Here is a 25,650-nt window from a genome sequence, read left to right as displayed (position 1 = left end):
TCCCACTAAAAAGATGGTTTAACTGTAATACGATGTGAATTACTTCTTGGATCACTATGTAATTAAGTTATTTTCTTCGAGTATAACCGTTGTTAAAAAATCAACTGCACTGATAAAACTATTCGGGTGTACAAATAGTTTTTTGTTTTCAAAGCTTACTGGCAACAACTCTAACCAACGAGCTACAACCCAGTCATCGCGGTAAAACGCCGGAGTGGCATACAATTTATTTAAAGTGTCATGTTGTTTAAATAATTGCTGTAGCTGCGTGCGCAGAGGAATACAGCGTTTGTTACTATTAATTTCAGGCCAATGTAATAATGGGGTAGCTTTAACTGTTATTAGTTTATCTTGCTGGCGTTTATGTTGACTTACTTTAACGAGCTTCTTGCATCGAACCAAGATATTTAGCATACCATCGTCACCCGTATCAAAATCTATGATATCAACCCAACTTCCCCAATTTGAAATTTCATCATCATTGTTAGCATATCCGATAATAAATCCATCAGTCTTGTTAGCATTTTTAATCATAGTTAAGTAACGTTGCTCAAAGATCCTAAGTTGAGTAACGCCAGCCGGAAGCAAAAATATAGGTAAAGGAAATAAAGGTAGAATCATAAAACCAACTATCATTGATAACTAACTATAATACGTTTTAATCATACAAGACGATCATATCAAGTAGGATTAAAAACAAAAAAGCCACTATTAACTAGTGGCTTCTTGTCAATTGTTAATGTCTGTACTTAATTTGTTATTACCGTATCAATTACGTGGATTACGCCATTGGTTGTATATATGTCTTTCGTAACAACATTGCTGCCATTAACCTGAAGCGATGTTTGACTCTGTTCCGATAACCACCAAGTACCGTTTAGACCTTGACCATTAATATCACCTGCCATTTCATCTCCTACATAGAAATATAAAGGTCTGCCTTGATAAGTAGCTTGAACATATCCGTCTTGTCGAGTAATTGTACTTACACCAGGAATTTGGCTAACTGAACCATCTTCTACTAACAGTGGAGGCCAGTTTTCAGCGCAAGTATCAATACAACTACTTGTGCCTGTTGTTAAGTCATTGTCAAATACATATAAGCTTAACCCTGGCATGCTTGACCCCATACCGCCTACAAAGCGCTGATTCACACTATCATATGTAACTTCTTCAGTTGTGCCATCCATATATTGACCGAAATCTACAATTGCAACACTAACATTTTCTCCGTTGGCTGCTTCAACCATAGTGCCATTTGCTGCATAAGCTGATACCGAGTCTATTTCGGCACCAGATACTACGTGCTTCAATAATACGTTAGTTAACGCATCGACATCGCCAATTAACGCAGACAATGTACTTGCTTCTATTTTCGAAAATGCCGCATCAGTAGGAGCAAAAACAGTAAAGGTAGCAGATTCATCAGCTAACGTGTCTACTAAATTAGCAGTGGTTAACGCAGAGACTAGTGTAGAGAAATTTGTATCTGCCAGGGCAACATCAACAATTGATTGTGTGGGAGCGCCTTTATCTGACGGAGGAATTATGACTTGGTTAACAACATGTATAACACCATTATCAGCCATTACGTCGGCTGATGAAACAGCACTTTGATTAACAAATAGTGTCGAGCCTGATAATGACAATGCCGTCATTTGTCCATTTGCCATTTCCACTTTGTTATCACTAGACTGTGCAACAGCTAATGCGCCATCTTGCAAGACTTCTGCACCGCTAATTACATGATAAAGCAAAATATTAGACAAGGTATCCGTATCTGCCAATAAAGAATCTATCGTCGCTTGGCCCAATTGAGCAAATGCTTCATCGGTAGGTGCAAATACGGTAAATGTTGAATCAGCGTCAGCTAATACACTATCAAGTCCAGTCGCTTGTAATGCAGCAACCAAAGTATTAAATGAGCCTGCACTTTGAGCTACTTCTACTATGTTAGCTGAAGGTGTTGGTACCTCTGCATCTCCTACAATGACGGCATCAATTACATGGATAACGCCATTAGACGCATAAATGTCTTTGGTAACGACACTTACACCGCCGATAGTTAGCGTATCTGAGTCCGTATTAATCGCTATGTCAACCATTGCACCAGAAGCGGTTTCCGCCTGTTGACCATTCAAAGTGTACGCAGTTACTGAGTTGACCTCACCACTGACAACATGTTGAAGTAAAACATTACTTAACAAATCGGGAGCCGCCAATAAAGCGGCGATTGTTTCTTCACCTAAAGTAGCAAATGCATCATCTGTTGGCGCAAAAACGGTAAACGTAGCACTTTCATCAGCTAAAACCACATCAAGATTTGTCGCCTGAAGTGCAGCAACAAGTGTTGTATATGATCCTGCAGCTACTGCGGTATCAACAATATTAGTAGTAGGTGTCCCTTTATCTTCAGGTGGCATTAAAACAGCGTCTATAACATGAATAATACCATTACTTGTTTGTATATCAGTCGAGGTTACCGTCGAAGTGTTAACAAGCAAACTATCTCCACTTAATGACAATCCAACCAAATCGCCATTAACCATTTCAACAGTAGTGCCGGCACTTGCAATTGCAGCTGTTGAGTCTACAGCAGCGCCTATAACATGGTAGGTTAATATATCAGAAAGTGTAGCTGTGTCTGCCAACAGTGCATCTATTGCATCTTGACCAAGCAATTCGAACGCAGTATCGGTTGGTGCAAATACGGTAAAAGTAGCGCTAGCATCATCGAGTGTTTCATCTAATCCAGTTGCCTGTAGCGCTGCCACCAACGTTGTAAAACTACCATTCTCTACAGCTACATCAACAATGGTCTTAATTTCTGGCTCTGGCGTAACGACTTCGTTCGATTTTGAGTTATTAGAGTCGCTGCCACAACCCTGTAAAAACAAAGCACTGACTAGTGCAGTTAATATTATTTTTGACGTTTTCAATGTCATGCCCTCTCATATTAGTAATGACAACCAATAGTACGAGAGAGCCCCTTAAAAAGTTCAAAAGATTTTTTTATTTTTTACATGTAAATTCAAGTAGTTAATGGCATTACACAAAAGAACCTTGTGAAGAACACAATGAATAAAACAGCGCTTTATTTTAGTTTATTTACACGTTCTAATAGGTTTTTGCTTGTCAAAGAATATCGTTATCTCTGCGACTTCAATACCAAATTTCTTCATGACTGTACGATTAAATACTCTGTAGGGATCAATTTGGTACATCCAATCATCAAGGAAAAATTCAAATTCATGTCCATCTATCGATAGTTGCAGGTTGTATTGCCATTGAAAAGCAAACCCTACAGTCATTCCGTTTGCTACCCCTGTCACATCTTCTGCTGTACCTCGATAGGAGTTACCCTTGCGAGTTAACTGCCAAGTACGGTAGCTTACTTCTCCATCATTGAAATAGAACTTTTCTTTAAGCTCTCCTTGATTTTCATGCCAACTACCAAGTAATTCGACACAAAATCTTCGTGTAACTTTTTGGTTATAATCTTGAACAATCCCCCAAGCCGTCATTGGTCCATCAAAATATTCAGTTAAATTCAATTGAGGTAAAGCATTTTCATATTCTTTTATATGCGTACCACAACTAGATAATGTCATCGCTAATATACAAATCAATAGAGCTTTCATATTCATTTAATTAACCTTAAAGCGGCATTTTGCCTAACAGTTTATTTCTCAACTCAGGCTGGCTGGTCTTAGGAGAAAGCCAAATCGCTACAAATTGTTTACCAAAGTACTTATGTTCAACGACGCCAGCTAATTGCTGATTAAAATAAAATGCAGCCCCTTTTTGCGAAACCCAAATAGCCAAACGATCACCTTCGCTAATATCCGGCCATATATCCATGAGCATCGGAACATATATTTGATAGTCTTCATTTAATAAACCTAAATGTTGCCATTGCTCTACTGTTCGTTTTATTAACTCTTCTTTTTCAATATCTCTTAAATAGGTTATTTCAAATACATAATCTTCTTCTTGCTTGAAGTCACCTGATGGCGTAAACAAGGCACTATCGTAGATATTCCAAAATAAAACCTTAAATCTTGCTTGCCCAACTTGATTTAACGACTCTTTATAATCCGTTATGTCATTTGGAAATTCTTTTGCATTTACAAAAAAAATGTTTGCAAATAACAAAACCGACACTACCAAAAAAAAGTTACGCATAACCAACATTTTCCTTTTTAGTCAACGACATAAAAAAACTAAACAAATAGAACCAAACGAACCCTAAAATCACTAATGACGGAATTACATCGAAACCAAATTTAACTGCACCTAATTTTTGACCGGCAAAATAACTTAGTGGGACACCTATAAGGCCTACAAATTTCTGAGCTAGTTTCGAATTAGCGACGAGTCGTAAACTATGATTTAGTGTTGCAGCAAAGCTCATCCATAATGCGACTAACCAAAAAGGAATGATAAAAACCGAAGAAGAAAATTCGAACACACCTAATAAAGTAAGTGTAGAATCTGTAACTACACCTATGAAGGTTACCCAAGCAACTATAGTTAAATCTTTTTTGACATTTTCACATTGGTAAAAGTGCACCGCTAACCATAAAAAGGTAAACGGAATAAAACTATTACCCATTAATATCAACCCAAACCAAGAGATATTAAATAAAAGCGCGTTCAGCAACATATCAATATTTAGCTATAGAAACATTACGATCACTTACGTTCAATTTGTCTAATTAGATCAAATTAAAGGCATAAAAAAAGCGAGCTCTATGCTCGCTGTTTTAAATTTAGATTGACGTTAAAAGCTATAACCTTCATCCCTTAATTTTTCTCCTTCGCTATCAATAACAATTCATTTATTACTGATTTTTAATGCTAAGGTAACCTAGATGCTCGGCAATAGCTTTCTACATCTTATGAATTTAATCTATATCGTCAATTGATACGCCTACAAGGTATAAGTCTGTAGACTCTTCTTCGACACGTACTACCTTGCCTGTCACATCAAGCGATTGCACCGCCGAATTTGCCGACTCTACTTTAGCCTTAAGTCGTGTGCCCAACTCTAACGGGTGGCTCATTTCAATTGCTATTCCTGTTGCGCTTAAGTCTCGACATGTAGCTACAAACTTACTATTAATTTCATCATCAATGATTGTGAGGTTTACCTCACTGTTAAGCAACATACGATAGAAATTGCGCTTATCATCAAAATTAACCATCTTTTCCCCTCTGATGCGTCAGCTATTTTGTTGTTTTTCTATTTCTACTATAGTAGTTATACTTGCTCGTCTCCATTTATGTCAACGTTATTTATATCGAGTAACGTTTACTGAATCATTGATTTTAAATGATTTTGAATTCGCTTTACTGAAATGGGATACGAAGTTCCTAAGTTTTGCGCAAACAAACTTACTCTTAACTCTTCTATCATCCAGCGACAATCCATGAGCTCTGCTGGTAACGGTAAATCTTTTCGTTGTTTCGCAATTAAATCATCAAGTTGTTCGGCTACTTTATCCACTTCCAACATTTTTAATCTATCTTGGTTAGGATCAATTGGCATTTTTTCCAAACGCCTGACGATTGCTGTTAAATAACGAATCACATCGTCAAGCTTATTGAGACCTGAGGTGGTAACAAAACCTTTAAAGATTAATTTCTCTAACTGATCTTTAATATCACCTTGGTTTTGAATCATATTTAGCGGCACAGAGCCTTTTAACTTTTTTCGAATATCGTGATGTAGATTAAGTGCCTGTTCGACCTTTATTGCCGCATCTAGCACACAATCAGCGATTTCTGCTCTAACTTTGTCTCTAGTTATCGCAAATTCTGCTTCATTTCTAGGTATAGGGTTCTGTTTTACTAAATACTGTGCTGCGGCGCTTATACAGTCTTGCAATAAATCATTTATGGCACCAAACGGATTAAAATATAAGCCAAGCTTAGCCTTATTCGGTAATTTTTCCTGAAGGTATTTAATTGGCGAAGGGATATTGAGTAATACTAATCTAGACACCCCAAAAAGCATTGCTTCCTGTGCCATACTTTCTTGCTCAAAAAGCTCTACGGCTACTGAGCTCTTTTTATCGACTAATGCTGGAAATGCCTTTACGGTAATATTGGCCATCTTTTTTTCATAGCCAATTGGCAACTCACCAAAATCCCACGTTGTTAAGTTTTGTTGTTCAATCCCTTTTTCAGCAACCTTTTTAATGGTCGATTTGACTTTACCTTGCAACGATTGCTGAAGCTGGATTAAGTCACGTCCTTGCTTAATAACCTTGCCCTTTTCATCGACTACTTTAAAATTCATTCGCAAATGGACGGGCAAATTTATCGAAGCCCATACATCTTCTTCTAACCTTACGCCAGTCATCCTAAGGAGCTGCTTGGCAAGGGCTTGCTCAAATGAACCGTCAGTTTCATTCATTTTGGCTAAACTTGCTTGAGCATAATTAGGAGCAGGCACAAAATTTCTACGTAGCGTTTTAGGTAATGCTTTAATTAAGGCAATTGCTAACTCTTCTCTTAATGCAGGAATCAGCCAATCAAAACCTTCATTAATAACCTGATTCAAAATTCCAATTGGAATATGTACTGAAATACCGTCGTCTTCATCGCCAGGAGCAAAATGATACGACAATGGTAAGGTAATATTTTCTTGCTGCCAAAGATCTGGATAATTAGCCTTTGATACCTTAGATTCATCTTCTTGTAGGAGAAATGCTTTTGTAAAGTTAAGTTGTTTAGCATCTTGCTGTTTAGCTTTCTTCCACCAAGATAAGAAGCTTCGCTGACATATAACAGTTTCTGGTAATCGTTGATGATAGAAATCGAACATGAGTTCTTCATCAACTAAAAAACCCTTAGTTCGTGCTTTTTGCTCTAATTTCTCTATATCAGCTACTAGTTGCTGGTTGAACTTAAGGAAGTCTTCTTTGATTGAGCTTTCGCCATTAACTAACGCTTCCCTTATAAACAACTCATGGCAAGTGTGTGGCTCAATTTGGTTAAAATTGACTTTACGTTTAGGCACAATAACAAGTCCGTATAAACTAACTTGTTCAAACGCCATTACCGCGCCTTGTTTCTTTTCCCAGTGAGGCTCACTGTAGCTGCGTTTTAATAAATGCTCAGCCATGGGTTCTAACCAATGTGGATCTATCTTGGCGACCATGCGACCGAATAAACGACTAGTTTCGACGAGCTCAGCAGCCATTAGCCATTTAGGTGGTTTTTTCGATAGCGGCGAGCCAGGGAAAATATAAAATTTACTGCCCCTAGCACCTTTAAATTCACGATTTTCATCTAACTGACCAATATGACTAAGCAACCCTGATAAAATGGCTTGATGGACAATTGCCATCTGACCTTCGTCTTCTTCATCAATACTAGACATTGAAACGTTCATTTCCTTCAATGTCTGTTTTAGTTGAGCAATAATATCTTGCCACTCTCGAATTCGAATATATGAAAGGTATTCTTTCTGGCAAAGTTTGCGAAATTGATTATTTGATAATGCTTTTTGCTGCTCTTGTATATAACGCCATAAATTTAATAGTGACTTATAATCTGACTGTTTATCTTTAAAGCGACTATGCTTTTCGTCTGCAGCTTGCTGCTTTTCATGTGGTCGCTCTCTTGGATCTTGAATACTCAGTGCACTAACAATAATAAATGCCTGCTCCAAACACCCCAAATCAATGGCAGTAAGTACCATTTTTGCCAAACGAGGATCAATTGGGAACCTAGCGAGTTGTTGCCCCGCTTTGGTTAGCTTTCTCTTACTTTGCCCTTTTGGAGCTACTGATATCGCCGCTAATTCTTCGAGTAATCGAACACCATCGTTAATGTTTCTATTGTCTGGTGCTTGTACAAATGGAAAGTCTTGAATATCACCTAAATCAAGCGATAGCATTTGTAAGATAACCATCGCTAAATTCGTGCGTAGAATTTCTGGATCGGTAAATTCATCACGTGATAAGAAGTCATCTTCAGAATAAAGACGAATACAAATACCAGCAGATACACGACCACAACGACCTGCTCGTTGATTGGCGCTCGCTTGTGATATTGCTTCAATAGGTAAACGCTGTACCTTAGTTCGATAGCTGTACCTTGAAATACGTGCCGTACCAGGATCAATCACATATTTAATACCGGGAACCGTTAAACTCGTTTCCGCCACGTTTGTAGCTAAAACAATATTACGACCACTATGAGACTGAAATATTTTATTTTGTTCCGCTACCGTTAATCGTGCGTACAATGGCAGTACATTAGTATTTCGATAATTTTCTTTTTCTAAGGCCGCTGCGGTGTCTCGAATTTCTCGCTCGCCATTTAAAAAGATCAATATATCGCCTTGGCTAATATTTGAAACTTCATCAACAGCATCAATAATTCCAGAAATTACGTCAATATTTTCATCAGCTCGCACCAGTGGTCTATATCGCATTTCAACAGGATATGTTCGACCTGAGACACTGATAATTGGCGCCTGTTTGCCATTAATAGCAAAATGCTTTGCAAATCTTTCAGGATCTATTGTTGCTGAGGTAATAATGACTTTTAGATCGGGGCGTTTGGGTAATGTTTGCCTTAAATAGCCCAAGATAAAGTCAATGTTTAAGCTGCGCTCGTGAGCTTCATCAATAATGATGGTGTCGTATTGACGTAATAGGCGATCATTTTGCATTTCAGCTAGCAAGATACCGTCAGTCATCAATTTAATGTAGCTATTGTCGCTTACTTGGTCGTTAAACCTAACTTTATAGCCTACAGCTTGACCTAAAGGAGAGTTCAACTCTTCAGCAATACGATTAGCTACGGTTCGAGCAGCAATTCTTCGTGGTTGCGTATGACCAATAATGCCATCAACACCACGGCCTAAAGCAAGACATATTTTGGGTATTTGTGTCGTTTTACCAGAGCCTGTTTCACCTGCAATTATAACCACTTGATTGTTTTGTATAGCCTCTGCAATTTCATCAACATTTTCAGAAACAGGCAGACCTGGTGCATAAGTGACGGTAGGTTTGTTTTCTTGTTTAAAAGCTTTACTCGCAATGGATTGCTCTATGGCTAATTGAATTTTTTCGTAGGCTTTTTCACGCTTGTCTTGTGTTTTAATTTTTTTAACACCAAACAATCGCTTCTTTATGCGCGCTCTGTCAGATGATTTAACGAGTGTTAGTTGAGAAAATAGTTGTTGTTCGATTGCCATAAACGAGAAATGTAGCGGCCTGTTACTACTAGATGTATACAGACTTATTTGATTAATAGAAAAGTTGGCAAGATATTATCAAAATTTCAAATAAAATGCTGTAGCTCAAAAAGAAAAAGGGAGCCAAGCTCCCTTTTATTTAATATATATAAAGCTACTGGTTACTTAGGTGATATGCTGCTCGTAAATGTTTATCTACTGCCATTAGTACATCGTTTCGGCTTATTGTACCTAATAAATTACCGTCGTCATCAACGACTGGGTAAACTTTAGGTTTATCACCCAACATATTTTGAGCAAGTTCAACAATACTGTCATAAGGTTTTACCGATAACACATTCTTTTGCATCAGATCAGCCACATTCGCTATATGCTCATGATGGTAACTCGACTCTAGCATCTTCCTTAGTAGGTCACTTTCTGATAGATATCCTACTAATTTTTTAGCGGCGTCTACGACTGGCCCACCTAGTTGTTTTGTTTTTAACAACCTAAACGACGCCTCTTCAATCACCATTTCTGGCGTGAAAGTGACTGGATAATGGTTCATATATTCTTTTATTTGTACTGATTCCATGCGTTGCCTATCTCTCAAAAACCTTATTGCTTCTTCTTAACTTTAGACTTAAATACTTAATAATTCATATTAATATCAACAATTTTTTCGTATTAACTAAAATCATTATTTAATTATTCGTCAGCAAAAATTGCCGCTTTAGCAGCTTGCCTTGATTTTCTACTCGCGCGATACATACCTTTACTATTAAATGGCATAGTAATATTACCTTTAGTATCGATTGCAATGACTCCACCAGAGCCGCCAGCCTCTACGAGAACTTGATTTACTACGGTATCGGCAGCTACAGCTAAAGATAAACCTTGATATTGCATACGTGCGCATATATCTGCCGCGACATGGTAGCGAATAAAGTACTCACCATGACCAGTCGCTGATACCGCACAACTTTCGTTATTAGCATAAGTTCCAGCTCCTATTATCGGTGCATCACCCACCCTACCAAAACGTTTAGCGGTCATTCCACCAGTACTTGTTCCTGCGACAATAGTGCCTGATTTATCTAGTGCTACGGCACCAACCGTACCATATTTGTATTCGTTACTTAGTGTTTGATGTGCAGCTTGAAAATCTTTTAATTCTTTCTCTTTTTCAGCTAACTTTTTCTTTGCCTTAATTAAAGACTTATAACGAAACTCGCTATTAAAATAGCTATTATCTACTAAGTCCAAGTTTTGTTGCTTTGCAAACGTTTCTGCACCTTCACCACTTAACATTACATGTACCGACTTTTCCATCACCGCTTCTGCTAAGGCTATTGGGCTTTTTACAGTTTTAACTCCGGAAACAGCGCCAGCGTTTAACGTTTTACCATTCATTATTGAAGCATCTAATTCATGATGGCCTTCATATGTGTATACGGCACCTCGACCAGCATTGAATAAAGGTGAGTCTTCCAACACTTGTATGGCTGCTATAACTGCTTGCTGACTTGTCTTACCGCTTTCTAATAGCTCATAACCAATATTTACAGCCTCAAGCAACTTAGCCTCATATTTAGCACGACGCTCGGGTGTCATTTTTGCTTTATTAATTGTGCCTGCACCACCATGAATTGCTATTGCTATTGTTTCTTCGGCCTTTACAGGTTGTAAAATAATTGCTGCTAATGTTGTGATTAATACTATTGAAGATGTTTTTATCATTGTTAGGTCATTAGTTAGAAAGATGTAACCAATGTAGTAGCCAAAACAAAGCTTGTAAATAGCGCAAGTAGTTTACAAATGTCATTAACTTGTTTAATGTTTTGTGGTCATACCAGATAACAATAAAAAATTATGAGTCAATTACCTGTTGAAGTTTCCATAAAAAATAACATTGCGATTGTAAGCCTTGATCGTGCCGATAAACATAACGCGCTTGATATGAGTATGTTTTTCACCATTCGTGACACGATAAAATCATTAAAGAAAAATAAACACATACGAGCAGTAATTGTAAAAGGCAATGGTGTCGATTTTTGCACGGGTCTAGATGTAAAATCGGTAATGCAGTCTCAATCAAATGCACTAAAGTTACTTTTTAAGTGGTGGCCTGGCCATGCTAATTTAGCACAATATGTTTCAACAGGTTGGCAGGAAATACCAGTACCGGTAATCATGGTTCTGCACGGGCGTGTTTGGGGTGGCGGCTTACAAATAGCACTTGGCGGTGATTTTCGTATAGCACATGATGAGACAACTTTTTCCGTAATGGAAGCTCGTTGGGGCTTATTACCTGACATGGGCGGCACGATTGCATTAAAGGAGCAACTACCTACAGACAAAGCAAAACTTTTGGCTATGACCGGTCGCGAGTTTAACGCTCAGCAAGCATTAAATCTTAACGTGATTACCAAAGTGTCCGATGTACCTATGGAAACAGCTTTAGCGTTAGCTGAAGAGATCAGTCAGCAATCACCGGATTCGGTCGCGGCAGTGAAAAAACTCTACAAGAATGCCTGGTGGCAAAGTAAGGCCTTTGCGTTAGCTAGAGAGTCATGGTACCAAGTACGCATATTGATGGGTAAAAACCAACGTTTGAAAACCTATAATCAAACTCACCCTGAAAAAGAAAAGCCATTTAAACAACGTCGCAATTGGTAAATTTCAAGTTCCATTATTTAAAAGCGTTTTGCTTTTGCTCGGGAATACTCCGTATGAGTTCAATAAAAACTAAGCAAAAGCAATGCGCTCATTAATATCGTTTGCTATTTCTCTCGATATTCTACTTTGCGCTAGGTGCTCTACTTTTGTAGATAACCAAAGAGACTAAGAGAAACGCCAATAAGTACAAACCAAATGTAGAGCTTGATTGGTCAGCTTCTACTTCACTAGGTTCTACGACGTTATACTCACCTGATTTAAGCACATACACTTGATAATAGTTGTCGTTAACCTTTACCGCTTTTATTGATACCTTCTTCCCTAGCAGAGGTTGTGAAGATTCATCATCACAATAATCACGTTTAAATTTCAGTGTTAAGTTATAGGTAAAGTCTGAGTCGACAAGACTCAAGGCAGCCGCACCTTTAGTTGGGCAATGGAGTTTATAAATGGTGCCATCAAACGTTTCAATGTTAGTAAGTTCTGCATAAGGTTTTGCGTGAAACGAACTCATAACACCAATTACAAGAAACAAGGTGGCTAGTGCTAACAATATAATCTTCGCTGTCTTACTCATAATCTTTTATTTTTCTAATTGCTTGTATAGGTAACAAATAATATGAATATTAAAACATGAGTCTAGAAGCATTTAATTGATTTGTTCGATGTTTTACTTGAAAGGATAAACTTACGGTTGAGTTAATTCACCTAACAATTATTTATGACTTTAATCTAAAAATATACGCTAATTGCAAAGCATACTAATTAGTTTTGCTTCCCAAAGTTTGTCTATGTGCTCACAAATTATTTCAATGCGGCTTTCCACGCATTCATCTATTTCAAATTCGACTATGCCATCATTTACAGTGTTATAGCCAAATATGCCGTCAGAAGTAATAAACACCGCTTTTAGTCGATTAACCTTCAAACTTGTTAAGAATGCATGTAACTGAACACGATCAAAAATTTTATACGGCGCAAAGCGCCATCCGATACTTTCAAACCCTTCACCTTTATTGATTGCCTTAATAAAACCAGATTCAGGAATAGGCTGAAGTTCATTAGCTGAAGTACGATGTTTGTGATGGTGCTGTTTCGTCGTAACCTGAAACTGCGACTTGCCAGCAAGCAATTCAAATGGCAGTTTACCATGCTCAATAAAGACAATATCTTTAGGCTTATCTGTGTTGGAAGACATGTAATCAACTAAAGCCTGTTCATCAGATTCGCGATAAAGGTCTTTTTTACTACCAACAATAATATCCGCAATACCTAACTGTTGATTAAAAGCTTCATGATCTGTATACCGGCTATCTGAGAGGTTTCTTGCATCAACTAACGTTATCGTCTTTTGTAGGTTAAGAATATCCTTATAATATTGATTCGATAAAACCTGCAACACTTCTACCGGATGGCCTAACCCGGTGGGCTCAATGAGCAATCTATCGGGTTTAGCCTCATTAAGAAGCTGGTTTAGCGCTATTTGCATTGGTAACCCAGATGCACAACACATACAGCCACCAGTTACTTCACGAATAAATACTGATTGCTCTTTGTTTAGTTGCCCTTTAATTAGGCTGCCATCAACACCGATTTCGCCAAACTCATTTACCAATACCGCCCAGCGCTCATTCGAAGGTTTTTGTTTTAATAAATGTAAAATGGCCGAAGTTTTACCAACGCCAAGAAAACCAGTAATAATGTTTGTTGGAACCGAGGTGATTTTTTCGTTATTTATGCTAGACACGTAATTTCATTTCTACTTGAGTTTCATCTTAATCGTTCTTGATATCGTGAGCACTGTGACAATGGCAAGCATCTTGATTTTGACACAATTTGAAATTTCTTACATGTGCAAACGCAATAAGTAAGGCTCCCGTTAATGTTACTGTTTTTTCACCAAGTTCTCCAAGCGATGCCCCCTCTAACACAAGTGCCAATAGTAAAAAGCTAAGGCCTAATGCTCCTATACTAAAAACTAGCCATTTCTCATGCTTTTTACAGCCTAATGCTAGCGCGTAAATACTCGACGGAATCACTGAAACCACCATCCAAAAGTGAAAGCTTTCGGATGTGAGCCCCAACGCGACAAAACTAGGCACTACAGTCACTAAGAGAGGAAAGATAAGACAATGTGCTACGCAAAGACTAGATATCCCTATTGCGAGCTTATCGATAAGTTGTGAGCTTAAATTCATTAATTTAACCTTGAGTTAATGCGGGGAAATTTTTATTAGAGGTTACATTGTCACTTGAACATGCATTACAGATACAACCAAGCTCTATTTGTTGAGAGTCAAGTTGATAACCAAAGTTATTAATTTCATCTTTAAAGCTTTTATAGATGAAGGAGTTTACTGGAACCTCTTCAACACGCTGACATTGCTGGCAAAATAATAATTGTGAGATTTCATGGTGTGATTTACAGCCTATATGAGCACATGCAACAAACTTATTTGCCAAATTTATTTTATGTACTAAATCAACACTAACGAGATAATCTAAAATACGGTAAGCCGACATAGGCGGTATTTTTTGCTCACAAATGCTTTCAAATAAATCAATAAGTTCATAAGCAGAGATGGCTTTGCCGGCATCGATTAGAATTGAAAGTACTTGTTTTCTTTTAAGCGTTAACTTACTGCCATGTCGATGGCAATGCTCTGCTGCTTTCTTCAAGCTTACGTCCAACTTACTTGTTGAATTTTCACAGGTGATTTTTTTCATATCGCGTACTATTTAATCAATGAAATCAAGCGTTAATAACAACCTACGCTCATTGACTTTCACTGCTGGTGAGCGATGAACCAAACCTCCATCGAGATTATCAAACCAACCTTCACCTTTTAATAACGCCACATCGCCGGTTAAAAGCTGATTAATTTGTTCTTCGCTTTCATACACACCGGACTCTTCATCTGGCAAACCTATACTACCAGCACCGAGCTTTGTTCTATCGATAACGTTGTTCTCTAGCCATTGTGTCGCGCTACCAGTAAAAGTTGTTACTAGTCGGCAAGGCACTTTATCTACGTGAAATTTGGGGCACATAGGTCGATCCAGTGCAGTTAATCGAAGACCAACCCGTTTTAACTCAAATAGCGTACAGAACATATCAACTAATAAGCTCACTTGCTGGCAAAGCTCATGTTGATTTTGAAAGCTAGACAAATGCTCGGCCAAGTGTTGGTAAGCTTCGTCTGGCGTCACAGTCACTACGACTTTGAAGTTCGGCTGCTGGGTTAAAAGCTCAGATACATTTTCTAAGCATGAATTAGAAAGCGTTCTTTGCCAGATAGCGATATTGACTTTTTCTTGATAGATCTCTGTCAAGACGTCAGGGTAACGTGATACGACCGATTCCCGATATTTTTCGATGTTGTTCTTCGAATTAGGTTTTAGAGTTAAGCCTTCCATTCGTTATATTATCACCGTCATTATTAGCGCACCCATATTAAGAATCTCAGTGCACACCTTGAAACACATTAAATTTCCTAATGAAGCAGGTGTTCCGTCAAACAATGGTGATACTATAACACCTTTAGACTTTGTGACAATATAACATCAAAAATATTTTTAGCGATTAATTTTTTGCTAGATTATAAAAATGGTAATCAACCAAGCCGTCAGATTGTCTTAATATCAGGTTGAACTAGAGATTGGCGTGCTCTATTAGAAAAGAGCAACGCTTTAGAATAGTGATTGAGTAACACTTCTAACGCGTTAAGAACAAGGTCTTCATTGTTTGATAGAAAAAGCGACCACTCTTTTATTTCCTGTAGCTTTATTCGCCGATGGATAATCCTTATTATTGCATCGGTTATGGTGTAATTGAATTTATCTGTTGCCCCTAAACTCTCAGCATAAAATTTAATACCACTGCAGGCTAAATCAACTGCTTTTTCAAGCGGAAACTCACTTAAATACAACCATGCAATACGTAAATGACCCAAATGATTAAAATATGCTGGATCAAGGGTACATGATTCAAATTGCTGACGAAATTTTGTATCGCTAAGCTCAATAGTAACGGGAGTCATATAGTGGAACCTCTTATTAAATAATAGAGGAAGTGTGAACTATAAAGTTATGATCGGGTCAATGTATAACCAATAAAAAAAGGCGAATTTTTATTTCGCCTTTTTTTATTCAACATTATTATAAAGTGTTAGCCTTCTGGCATATCCATATGAAAAACATTGAACTTATTACCATCTAAGTCTCTAAAATAACCCGCATAAAAACCTGACAACTCGCCTCGTGGTCCAGGTTTTCCTTCATCGCTTGCTCCTAGCTCAATGGCTTTGTTATATACCTCATCTACCTTCTCCGTAGAATCAACAACTAAAGCTACCATGACACCATTTCCTACTGTCGCCTCCCCTTCGTCAAACGGTGTTGTCACACAAACTCCTGCCGCTTCTGGTGATGTTGCCCAGGCAATAAACTTATCACTTTCTAGAAAACGCCCTGCTCCTATCGTTGCAAATAGTTTATCGAAAAACGCGGTTGCTCTAGGTAAGTCATTAGTGCCTACTGTTACATATCCAATCATTTTTTATGTCCTTTTTAATGAATATCACTAGAAAGAATCTAGCAGCTTTTTGTCAAATTGTTCGGCCATCACGTCAAATTCCTCAACACCTAAATGTTGCTGCAGTTTATTTATTTCCAAATTGACATTAGAAATAGTCAAAGTATTGTTATCTAACTCATATACTTGTTTTAACGTTTTATAATAAAAAGCTAATGTAATCTTAGCGTTATCATCACCTTCAATTTGTTTAGCTTTTATATTGGCAAGCTTTCTATAGATACGATTATGTAGTTGTTTTAATTGCCAAACATAATAAATTTCTTGTAAATATTTATGTCGTTTAATGCTGTTAGCTATCATTGCCATAGTAGCTAATGCCAAGACTACGCCGGCTAAGTTATAACGAAAGTTGCTTTGTGTTTCTGGATCAGTAATTGGCTCTGCGAAAGCCCAAATAAAAAAGCTACCAAATATCAGTGCAAAAAGCGCAAACACAAGTACAAAGCCAACAGAAACATGATTAAGCCTTTTACGGTACGTAGATTTATTAATAGTTTGAATGTTCATAAAATATAATAATTAGATAGTTAAGTTTGAATGTCGTTTTACTTTAGTTTCTAAGCCGCTATGCCAGACATTCTCTAAACAACTTAAGGTAAGCTGTTGTTTAGCCCGAGTAATGCCAGTATATATTAGCTCTCGAGAAAGTAAGTTGTTATCGGCTTGTGAAGGGAGTAACAAGGCCACATGGTTAAATTCACTACCTTGTGTTTTATGGATAGTCATCGCGTAAACAGGCTCAATACTAGGTAGCCTAGTAGGAATAACGGCTCTAAAACCAATGTTACCTTGTTCATCTGTGCTTTCAAAATATGCCATTAATTGACCATGTTCATTTTGCCAAATTAAGCCTATATCGCCGTTATACAGGTTCAATCCATAATGGTTTTCATTCACCATGATTGGCAAACCATGATAAAGCTTTTCGATAAATTGCATACCTTTTAATTGCGTTATCACTTGTTCATTAATTTGCTCCACACCTTCACTGCCGACACGTGTAGCACAAAGCACTCTGAATTGGCCAAGGCGTTGAAAAGCTTCTATTAACGTCTCTGATTGTTGAATAGGTAAAAAATACTCTTGTATATAACCTGGCAACCATGAACTTAAATTGGCCGGTGCTAAATATAAGTCACTACCTTGACAGCTATTTTGATTAATATACTGCCAGCTTTTTTCTCCTTCGCCATTTATAGTTGCAGTGGCAATTTTACCAATTGCTCCTTCACCATCAAAGCGCCTACTTTTAAGTAGCAAGGACAAGTGATCAGCGCTTTGCTTTTTCATGCTTGGTAACACCTTCGTATGCGCTACAGATAGTTGGCAAACATCTTTCAAATAGCTCAAGTTCTCTTTGCTATAACCTAGATGAGGCCGAATCGCAATATCAGCTAAAACACTACCAAGCGCAACAGAAGGTAACTGATCAGCATCGCCTAGCATGATAACTTGGCAATGATCTGGTAATGCTCGAAACAAACGAGTCATTAGCGCTAAATCGACCATTGATACTTCATCAATAATTAATACGTCACATTGTAATGGCTGGTTTTGACCATGCTTAAAATTTACCTGATTAGGTACCACTTTTAATAGGCGATGAATCGTTTGTGCTGAAGTTGGGATTTTCGCGAGTATTTTTTGATCTATTACTCCTTCAAAGCCCTTTACAGCATTGACTATTGATTCAGATAACCGCTGGGCGGCCTTACCGGTTGGCGCTACTAAATTGATTTGCTTAGGTTCATTGAACAATGAAATTAGCGCAGCCAATAATTTAGTTACGGTATAGGTTTTACCTGTCCCTGGCCCGCCAGCAATTATACTTAAACCTTTATCGACACTATTAGCTACTGCAATTTTCTGCCAATCGATCTCGTTATCTTGATCAGGAAACAGCTCTCTAATAACCCTCTGTATTTGTTCACGTTTAAATGGCGATGGCTGGCTCATTTTTTCGCTGAAATAACTTATTAGCGCCTGTTCAAAGCTAAAATTTCGTCGCATATACAAACAATGTTGATGATAGATAATTGCACTGTCATCGCTAAATATCGGAAGCTGTTTAAGTAAATCATCGAGGTGCTTTTCGCTTGGGAACTGAAAACCATGATGGGTAACTAATTCCTGCTCACTTTTAAATCCAAAACGGTGATTGGCAAGTACGGAAGTAGGTAAGCAACTATGACCTAAACGCACAGATTCGCTAAGTGCTAACAGCAAATGAAACCAAATATCGCCTTGGTTTTTGTCTGCAATTTCACAAAATTCATTTGCAAAAAAATAATCTATCGCTGTTATGCCTGCTAATTGCTCACTTGCTTTGTGGAAAGTTGAATAACTCATTAGCAACTTTCTCCGTCGAACAACATGTCTAATGCATCTAGCTCTTGAGTGGAAATGTCGGAATAAAAGACACCACTAGTAGTATTGGGTGCCATGCCACGTAAGTATAAATAATAAACCCCACCAAAGTGTATTTCACTATCATAGTTAGGCAGCCGAGACTTAAGTAAGCGATGTAAAGCCAAACTATAAATTAAGTACTGTAGGTCATAATAATTCTTAGCAATATTACTGTTGAGCGCTTCATTCTCATAATGAGCAAATTGATTACCTAGGTGACTCGATTTGTAATCACAGACGTAATATTTTCCTTTATGTTCAAATATTAAATCAATGAAGCCATGCATCATGCCTTTTAACTGTTGATATGCGGGTAATTTTATCGCTCCGCTAGCCATATTTGGCGAAATTCGATTTCGATGTTGGTAAAGAAGCGAAGCTAATTTTTGGCTACTCGCTTTTTTCATTGGAAAATAAAACTCTTGTTCTTTTAACACATTTTTTTCAGTTAATGATTCAAGGGTTAAAGAGTCCGATAACGGAGAAGATGCTATGCTTCTTAGCCAATCTACCAAAGTGTCTAATTGCCAACCGTCTAATATACTTAGGTACTTAGTTTGTAGCCTCTGTGCAATTGCAAACCAGTCCCATTCATCAAAGCTTACTTGCTCTAATAAATCATGAAGCAAATTACCAGTATGAGCACCTTTAGCTAACTCAAATCGCATTTCAACACCTTTGGACGCTATAAACTGCTCTGCTGTCTCATTGGTATCTCTATCGGGCAATGAAACACCGCCATGTCGCAAATTTCGGCTCAATGCAGTAAACGAACTTAACCACCAATCACGTTCGATACTGCCTAAAAACCTAGCAGCGTGAATTACTAGAGTTTCTTCAAATTGTGAATTATTAATGTCAACTTGATTACTCTCACCATCGTCCACCAGTTCTAACCCGATTGAGTCAGGATTATTAACAGAAAGCGTAGATAGCGCATTTTGAAGATCGGTATCTTCTTGCCAACCTAGAGTTATACCTAGCGGTGATAAATGACATTGTTCAAAGTTCGCCGTCAGCATATAACAACGCTGAACAGCACGTGTAACGGCTACATATAGTAATCTTATTGATTCTGCATAAGCTTCTTCGCACATATGCTGACGAGCTTCATCACTTCCCTCTAGTGCCGTAATAAGTTGACCTTGTTCATTGTGATAGTCAAGTACAGTAACTTTACGGTTACCAATCATATTGGGGTTCTTATGTCGAGTCGCAAAAGGAACAAAAACAATTGGATATTCAAGGCCTTTGGAGCCATGCTGCGTAACAATTTTGATTAGGTGTTCGTCACTTTCTAGCCTTAGTTCAGCTTCATTGTCACTTAAATCAAGACGTTGCTGCTGTTCAAACCAATACAATAACTCTTCGGCTTGATGGTGACGTTTACTGGCATTTTGTAGTAACTCTACCAAGTGTAATAAGTTAGTTAATGCGCGCTCCTTACCACCTGAGTCTAGTTTAATGTGCTGATGTAATAGTTTTAGCGCAGCTGAGATAAAGCCTTTGTATCGCCATTCATCTTTTAATGCTTTAAAGGCAAACTTTTGATCTTGCCAAGCAAGTTCATCCTGTTGTAAGGCTAATAAGCTATCAGCATTAAAACCAAGTAAACCAGAAGCAAGTGCGGCGTTGAAAAACCTGTCTTGTTCGTAAAACAATACTCCTTTAAGCACAAGTAATAACTGACTAGCTTGAGCCGTTAACCATAGATTACTTCGATTACTTAAATAGACCGATGCCAATTGTTTAGCTTCTAGCGATTCCTTAACAATATTTGCTTCAGTACCGTCGCGCACCAATATCGCAATATCTGCTGCTGATACACCTTCAGTATTATCATTTAATAATGTAACAATTTTATTAGACAACCAATCAGCCATCGTTGCACGAAACGCTGGTTTAAACGGTTTATCTTCATTATTACTAAAATGAACAAACTGCAGCGCACAATCATTATCTTTATATTGTTCAGCTGGTATTTTGTATGAAGGGGTCACCGGATTATAAGGTATGCCGTGACCAAATATTTCTTTACCTTCACTGTTTAGGTCTCCACCGTAGAACAGTCGATTGTACCCTTGGATCACCTGAGCACTCGAACGCCAGTTTGTATCCATTACCCACTGATACTGACAAAACCCTCTTGCAGAAAGATAAGTAAATATATCGCCCCCCCTAAAGCCATAAATAGCCTGTTTGGGGTCACCAATTAAGAATAGACAGCTCTTAGCTTGATGTTGGTAAATCGCTTGTAAAATACTAAATTGATGAGGATCTGTATCTTGAAATTCATCAACCATTGCCGCAGGAAATTGCTGATACAGCTGCTGGCTAAGCTTGTTATTGTCTATTTCATCCAGCTTGTCAGCCAGCACTTCAATTAAGTCATCAAAGCTTAATAAAGAACCTTGTTTTTTCTTTTGTTCAATACTGATATTAATATCGTTAATACCCTGAACAATAATTTGGAACGCATCGGCTTTCTTTAAACGTTGCTCTAGACTTTTAACCGTATCTTTTAATGTATTAACCGGAGTGAAAGCGTCAACAAGTTGCGACTTAACTTTAGATTTTGAATAGCGGCGTCCATCGCAAAAAGATGCAGGAATGGACTGACTTACATACTTAGTAACGTCATCTAATGTTGTAACTGAAGCTTTTTCCAGCCAACCTATGAGTTGCTCATACTCATGAATTCTAACGTCGCGTTTATCACCTTTTTGGTTATCTACCAAGGCTTCAAATAATAACGGCTGATTCGCTAACAATGAAGATTTAGCAACTTGTACTTCTTGAATATACACATCAAATATCGATTGTTTATTAGGTACTAAAATTTCGTGTTTTCGATTTAATGCCCGACTAAACACTTGGATAAATGTCGTTGGTTCTGGCCAAAACTCTGCCACAGACAAATACTGCTCAGGGTGGCTTTTAGACAGCAGTCGATACCAGTCTTGCACTGCTTCTAGCATTTGATCTTGGCAACCTGACTCCATTTGCATGTTAAACAGTAAGCCACTATCAAATGCATATTGGGTTAGCACCCTTTTACAAAAGCCATGTATGGTGAATATTGCTGCGTCATCTAGAAAAAGCAATGCTCGATTAATAAGAGCAAATGCTTGTTCCTTGGCAACGCTTTGTGCCAATGACTGATAAAACGGATCGCTAGTTACCAGTTCATCCCATTGACTTAGCGTTGCTCTCAAAGTATTACCAATGCGACTACGAATTTCCTCAGTCGCATCCTTAGTAAAGGTCATGACTAAAATTTGCTCTACAGTTAACTTTTTCTCTAGTAATAACCGCAAATAAATTCGGGTGATATTAAATGTCTTGCCTGTACCTGCACTTGCTTCAATTAAATGTTTACCTGTTAATGGAATTTGCTCGGCAACTAATGGTAGTAAGTTCATCGTTTAACCTTTTCCATTACCTGGTACATATGCTGGTAAATTGGGTTTGCTTCACTAATTACATCTTCTACGTTTGGGCAATCGGGCCAAAAGAACTGCATGTATGGGTCGGTTATTGGCGCACTAAAACTGTTTGTGTCGAACCAAAAGTTCTCTAGTTGCGCTTGTTCAAATTTCCTTGAATTAAATATTTTGTGAGCAAGCTCTGCACTCACTAATAATGCATTAGTTTGCCCATTTAAAAATTGCTCGACAATTTTAGTTAATAAAACCAGCGATTCAGCTATTGGTGGAACGGCATATTGAGAGACTTTTTGTTGTTTGGTATCAAAATACAACCCAGTACTAGCTACATCATTATCAATACTACTTTGCTGATAAGCTGCATTTACGATCAAATTACTTAAATACAGTGTAAAAAGATCTTTTGCTTTAGCGGTAGAGCTACGGTAATAAGCAATTTTATTACTAACAATAGGTAATTGCGCACTGATTTTGACGTCAACAGGAGGGTTATTGGTTAACTCATCGCCTATTTCTAATATTACCGAGAAGCTTTCTAAATTAGTGTTTACAAAGCCTTCACTTAAAATCGTTTCACTAAATATAGTATTGTCCTCTTGCCACTTTTCAAAGTATTCATCAGTAAGTGGCGTGTCAGCAAATCGACCACTAAGTTTTGCTTGTTTTAAGGCCTGTTCTACTTTTACCGCTACTTCTTCTTCACTGCCTAAAGCTATTTCTAAAAGTTGTTGCTTAAGCTGGTAACTCGCTAACCGGTCATAGCTGAACTGCTCGGTATCCTCTAGCTGCGCTTGATAATGTTCAAAATATATCGACAGTACTTTTTGGGCATACCACTTACTCGGGTGTTGAAAAAACCTTACTAAGTCATCGATATCAATTGTTAATTCATTGCTTGAACTCACTATTGAATTGCTTACTTTGGTTTTTTTAGCCTGTTCACTAGCTTTGAGAGAATCACCTATCGCTAAGTTAAGCCAATTAACGTCAAAGCTCGGGAATTCACTAAGGTAATTGCCCTTGCTAAATGCTTGTAGCGGCATCTGGCGAATATCGCTGTTTGGCGTTAATTCACATTGCCAACCGTAACCATCAGTCAAGTAGTCAAATAACTCTTGTAAGATGATACTAGGTTCTCGTGTTTTGTTATTTTGGACACTTCGGCCTTGATAGCTTAAGTACAGTTTTTGACGTGCTGAAATTAATGCTTCTAAAAATAAGTAACGATCATCTCCACGGCGCGACCTATCACCCAGTTTAGGGTTAGACATTGCCATTAAATCAAACGCTAGCGGTTGTCTTTGTCGAGGGTATTCACCGTCATTAAGCCCAAGTACAGCAATGACCTTAAAAGGAATACTACGCATTGGTAGCATAGAGCAAAATGTAACTTGCCCTACCATAAACTGGCGACCTGTATCAGGCGTAGAAAAATGCGCGGATAAGAACTCTCTAACAACCGGCAAAGTTAATGGTGCATGATTTTCTGCTTGGGCATTAAATTCTGACAACAGGCCAATCGCATGGTGAATAGCGCTAACACTTTCTTCTGCTATAGGATGATAAAACTGTTCGACTAATAACGTTAAATATTGATGCCATTCATTGGCGGACTTAGCTTGGTTGAGTGATTTGCTATTTATACTAAGGCTTTCTAGAAACAACATGAATTGCCCAAGAATCCGAGCTGAATCACCTTCAACAAATGGTAGATAAAGCTCATCGCCAACTAATGCTGTGGCATCTGAGTAAGCAAAGCCTTTTAATAACTTAGACAAGCCTTGTTGCCAAGTAAACACCCCAGAGGCATTATCACTTCCTAGTACTTGGTTTTTATGTTCGCTATTTAACCCCCAATGAACTGCGGCCTGTTCAAGCCAATAACTCAGTTGTTCGATATCTTCACTATTCAAACCAAACTGATGCTGAACAGCTTCTAAACGAAGCATGGCTATAATTGACGTAATTTGAAATCGGCTATCTGGTAATGAAAGCATGTCGACAAAATTAGCTATAAGAGGGTCTGCATCTTGCGCATTTCTATCAGCTATTGAACACGGTAAAGGTGGAATGTGTTCATCTATATCTTGCCAACCTCTAGTAAATACTGCTTGTATAAAAGGCGCATACTGCTCTATCTCGGGACACATAACCAAGATATCTTTTGGTGTTAAGTTTTTATCTTGATTAAGTTGGTGAAGTAACCAGTCATGTAACGCTTGAATTTCTCTAAATGCACTGTGACAGCTTGTAATAGTCAGGCTGTCGTCATTAAGAATAACCGGCTCAATTCTGGTATCTTTTAGGCAAAGAATATCGTGCTGGATTGCAGTAAGTAACCTTTGCTCTGTACTACTTTTGGCATCCACCTCATCGAAGACATCAATATTAATTGTACTGATATTTTGTAACAAGGATAAAAATTCTCGCCCCTGCTGCCCCCAGTTTGCTAATAAAGGATTCCCTATTTGCTCAGAAACATCTTTAACACTGCCTGTCCAATCACTTATTTGCTTAGCTAGTTGCTTTTCAGACTGTATATCGCCCCAATAATCGGCACATGGATTTAAATGAAAAAAATGAATATCTATGTGTTGTCCAATTTGTTGTAGGAACTCCAGCCACATTGGCGCTAACGCATTAATTCCAAAAAATGAAATCCGTTTAGGTAGTTCACTCGTTTTGGTTGCTATATTTTTACTGGCTAAATGAAGCAATTCCATTGGGTTATAAGGCTGCTGTTGGTGAAGCATCAACCATAACTTTCCTTGCCAAAGAAATGGTTCACTGAGCTCTTCGTGTGTGGCTAATTCTTGTGGCAAATTAAAATCACCATCACTCCAGCTTTCTATCCACTCTGGTCTAAAAATTAAATACTGCTCATACAAATCTGCTAATTTTAGCGACAGTTGATATCGTTTTTGCTGTTGATTTGCTTCGCCTTGCTCACTTTGCCAATATCGATTTGCCTTTGAAAATGATTCGCTACCAAGCACTTTGTCACTTTTAAGTAATTGAAAAACTCTCCAAACCAACACTTCTCGTGAGTATGGTGATTGATCCGGAACGTCATCATCACTAGCGATAGAACGCAGTAGCTTCCAAAGGTATTGGGCAGGCAAACTGAACTGAATGTTCATCGCTATGCCTCGAGATTCAGCAATAGCCATATTTAACCAATGCTGCATGCCTGCATTTTGAACAATGACATGCTCTTGTTCGAATAAGGTTAGCGGTGAAACTTGTTGAACTTTGTTGAACAGAGCCAACAAATTTTCCATTTTGTTAGCAGGATAAAGATAAATCAAATGTGTGCCGGA

General features: G+C 38.0%; 21 protein-coding genes. 1 reads left to right on the top strand and 20 read right to left on the bottom strand.

Annotated elements, in window-relative coordinates; genetic code table 11:
* Positions 1–54: 54 nt before the first annotated feature.
* The 9 genes from HII17_RS08440 to HII17_RS08400 all read right to left on the bottom strand — a co-directional run bounded on the left by HII17_RS08440 (position 55) and on the right by HII17_RS08400 (position 10,939).
* The gene (locus HII17_RS08440) at positions 55–621 is read right to left on the bottom strand and encodes an LON peptidase substrate-binding domain-containing protein (protein ID WP_169074889.1); all 567 of its coding nucleotides are present in this window, start codon (positions 619–621) and stop codon (positions 55–57) included.
* 128 nt (positions 622–749) lie between these two features.
* Entirely contained in the window at positions 750–2,945 is a 2,196-nt protein-coding gene (locus HII17_RS19310; RefSeq protein WP_169074888.1) for a fasciclin domain-containing protein, read from the bottom strand.
* 159 nt (positions 2,946–3,104) lie between these two features.
* The gene (locus HII17_RS08430) at positions 3,105–3,647 is read right to left on the bottom strand and encodes a DUF3833 domain-containing protein (RefSeq protein ID WP_169074887.1); all 543 of its coding nucleotides are present in this window, start codon (positions 3,645–3,647) and stop codon (positions 3,105–3,107) included.
* Positions 3,648–3,657: 10 nt separating this feature from the next.
* A complete protein-coding gene (locus tag HII17_RS08425) occupies positions 3,658–4,185 on the bottom strand; it encodes a chalcone isomerase family protein (protein ID WP_169074886.1) in 528 nt (175 codons plus the stop codon).
* Positions 4,178–4,666: a DUF2878 domain-containing protein gene (locus tag HII17_RS08420; protein ID WP_169074885.1), complete on the bottom strand. Its 489-nt coding sequence runs from the start codon at positions 4,664–4,666 to the stop codon at positions 4,178–4,180. Before HII17_RS08420 ends, HII17_RS08425 begins: the two co-directional genes overlap by 8 nt.
* A 241-nt stretch (positions 4,667–4,907) precedes the next feature.
* Positions 4,908–5,207, bottom strand: coding sequence for a PilZ domain-containing protein (locus tag HII17_RS08415; RefSeq protein ID WP_169074884.1), 300 nt, complete (start codon positions 5,205–5,207; stop codon positions 4,908–4,910).
* 107 nt (positions 5,208–5,314) lie between these two features.
* Positions 5,315–9,217, bottom strand: coding sequence for an ATP-dependent RNA helicase HrpA (hrpA, locus tag HII17_RS08410; RefSeq protein WP_169074883.1), 3,903 nt, complete (start codon positions 9,215–9,217; stop codon positions 5,315–5,317).
* A 154-nt stretch (positions 9,218–9,371) separates the two neighbouring features.
* Entirely contained in the window at positions 9,372–9,794 is a 423-nt protein-coding gene (locus HII17_RS08405; RefSeq protein ID WP_169074882.1) for a CBS domain-containing protein, read from the bottom strand.
* 113 nt (positions 9,795–9,907) lie between these two features.
* Positions 9,908–10,939, bottom strand: coding sequence for an isoaspartyl peptidase/L-asparaginase family protein (locus HII17_RS08400; RefSeq protein WP_169074881.1), 1,032 nt, complete (start codon positions 10,937–10,939; stop codon positions 9,908–9,910).
* A 132-nt stretch (positions 10,940–11,071) separates the two neighbouring features.
* On the opposite strand from HII17_RS08400, the gene HII17_RS08395 reads away from it, so the two are divergent.
* Positions 11,072–11,878: a crotonase/enoyl-CoA hydratase family protein gene (locus tag HII17_RS08395; protein ID WP_169074880.1), complete on the top strand. Its 807-nt coding sequence runs from the start codon at positions 11,072–11,074 to the stop codon at positions 11,876–11,878.
* Between the two features lie 121 nt (positions 11,879–11,999).
* Here HII17_RS08395 and HII17_RS08390 read toward each other — a convergent pair whose 3' ends face one another.
* From HII17_RS08390 to recC, 11 genes are all read right to left on the bottom strand, one after another.
* Positions 12,000–12,455, bottom strand: coding sequence for a hypothetical protein (locus tag HII17_RS08390; RefSeq protein WP_211185287.1), 456 nt, complete (start codon positions 12,453–12,455; stop codon positions 12,000–12,002).
* A 168-nt stretch (positions 12,456–12,623) separates the two neighbouring features.
* Entirely contained in the window at positions 12,624–13,625 is a 1,002-nt protein-coding gene (locus tag HII17_RS08385; RefSeq protein ID WP_328824499.1) for a CobW family GTP-binding protein, read from the bottom strand.
* Positions 13,626–13,653: 28 nt separating this feature from the next.
* Positions 13,654–14,076 (bottom strand): MerC domain-containing protein, encoded by a 423-nt coding sequence (locus HII17_RS08380; protein ID WP_169074878.1) that lies wholly within the window; start codon positions 14,074–14,076, stop codon positions 13,654–13,656.
* A 4-nt stretch (positions 14,077–14,080) separates the two neighbouring features.
* Positions 14,081–14,605 carry a Fur family transcriptional regulator gene (locus HII17_RS08375; RefSeq protein ID WP_169074877.1) on the bottom strand — a complete coding sequence of 175 codons (525 nt, stop codon included), beginning with the start codon at positions 14,603–14,605 and terminating at the stop codon, positions 14,081–14,083.
* 12 nt (positions 14,606–14,617) lie between these two features.
* The gene (locus HII17_RS08370) at positions 14,618–15,295 is read right to left on the bottom strand and encodes a DUF1826 domain-containing protein (RefSeq protein WP_169074876.1); all 678 of its coding nucleotides are present in this window, start codon (positions 15,293–15,295) and stop codon (positions 14,618–14,620) included.
* A gap of 209 nt (positions 15,296–15,504) precedes the next feature.
* Entirely contained in the window at positions 15,505–15,918 is a 414-nt protein-coding gene (locus tag HII17_RS08365; protein WP_169074875.1) for a hypothetical protein, read from the bottom strand.
* 128 nt (positions 15,919–16,046) lie between these two features.
* Positions 16,047–16,433: a VOC family protein gene (locus tag HII17_RS08360; protein WP_169074874.1), complete on the bottom strand. Its 387-nt coding sequence runs from the start codon at positions 16,431–16,433 to the stop codon at positions 16,047–16,049.
* A gap of 27 nt (positions 16,434–16,460) precedes the next feature.
* A complete protein-coding gene (locus HII17_RS08355) occupies positions 16,461–16,982 on the bottom strand; it encodes a DUF3087 family protein (protein ID WP_169074873.1) in 522 nt (173 codons plus the stop codon).
* Between the two features lie 12 nt (positions 16,983–16,994).
* Positions 16,995–18,824 carry an exodeoxyribonuclease V subunit alpha gene (gene recD / locus HII17_RS08350; protein ID WP_169074872.1) on the bottom strand — a complete coding sequence of 610 codons (1,830 nt, stop codon included), beginning with the start codon at positions 18,822–18,824 and terminating at the stop codon, positions 16,995–16,997.
* Positions 18,824–22,306, bottom strand: a complete 3,483-nt coding sequence (gene recB / locus HII17_RS08345) for an exodeoxyribonuclease V subunit beta (protein ID WP_169074871.1) — start codon at positions 22,304–22,306, stop codon at positions 18,824–18,826. Before recB ends, recD begins: the two co-directional genes overlap by 1 nt.
* Positions 22,303–25,638, bottom strand: coding sequence for an exodeoxyribonuclease V subunit gamma (recC, locus tag HII17_RS08340; protein WP_169074870.1), 3,336 nt, complete (start codon positions 25,636–25,638; stop codon positions 22,303–22,305). The genes recB and recC overlap by 4 nt, the downstream gene beginning before the upstream one ends.
* Positions 25,639–25,650: the final 12 nt, after the last annotated feature.

It is taken from the genome of Thalassotalea algicola (assembly GCF_012932965.1).
GTDB lineage: Bacteria > Pseudomonadota > Gammaproteobacteria > Enterobacterales > Alteromonadaceae > Thalassotalea_F > Thalassotalea_F algicola.
Note: the sequence above shows the minus strand (reverse complement) of the source record. Positions and strands in the feature narration are given on the sequence as shown.